This window comes from Rahnella sp. PD4 (assembly GCF_049199325.1).
Lineage (GTDB): Bacteria > Pseudomonadota > Gammaproteobacteria > Enterobacterales > Enterobacteriaceae > Rahnella > Rahnella perminowiae.
This window is the reverse complement of the sequence record NZ_JBLZQF010000028.1, coordinates 1-708: the sequence shown is the minus strand read 5'-3', so window position 1 is coordinate 708 and position 708 is coordinate 1. Positions and strand designations below refer to the sequence as shown.

Sequence of the window (708 nt, the reverse complement as noted above, 5' to 3'; positions counted from 1 at the left end):
AAAACACCTTTGGTGTTGTAAGGTTAAGCCTCTCGGGTCATTAGTACTGGTTAGCTCAATGCATCGCTGCACTTACACACCCAGCCTATCAACGTCTTAGTCTTAAACGTCCCTTCAGGTGGCTTAAAGCCACAGGGAAGACTCATCTCGAGGCAAGTTTCGCGCTTAGATGCTTTCAGCGCTTATCTTTTCCGCATTTAGCTACCGGGCAATGCCATTGGCATGACAACCCGAACACCAGTGATGCGTCCACTCCGGTCCTCTCGTACTAGGAGCAGCCCCTCTCAATCTTCCAACGCCCACGGCAGATAGGGACCGAACTGTCTCACGACGTTCTAAACCCAGCTCGCGTACCACTTTAAATGGCGAACAGCCATACCCTTGGGACCTACTTCAGCCCCAGGATGTGATGAGCCGACATCGAGGTGCCAAACACCGCCGTCGATATGAACTCTTGGGCGGTATCAGCCTGTTATCCCCGGAGTACCTTTTATCCGTTGAGCGATGGCCCTTCCATTCAGAACCACCGGATCACTATGACCTACTTTCGTACCTGCTCGAGCCGTCACTCTCGCAGTCAAGCTAGCTTATGCCATTGCACTAACCTCACGATGTCCGACCGTGATTAGCTAACCTTCGTGCTCCTCCGTTACTCTTTAGGAGGAGACCGCCCCAGTCAAACTACCCACCAGACACTGTCCTCACCCC

At 52.8% G+C, this 708-nt stretch carries 1 rRNA gene; it reads right to left on the bottom strand.

Features of this window, described 5'->3' with window-relative positions:
- Positions 1-19: 19 nt before the first annotated feature.
- Positions 20-708: ribosomal RNA gene (locus tag ACOZIO_RS25040) — 23S ribosomal RNA — on the bottom strand; the annotation flags it as partial.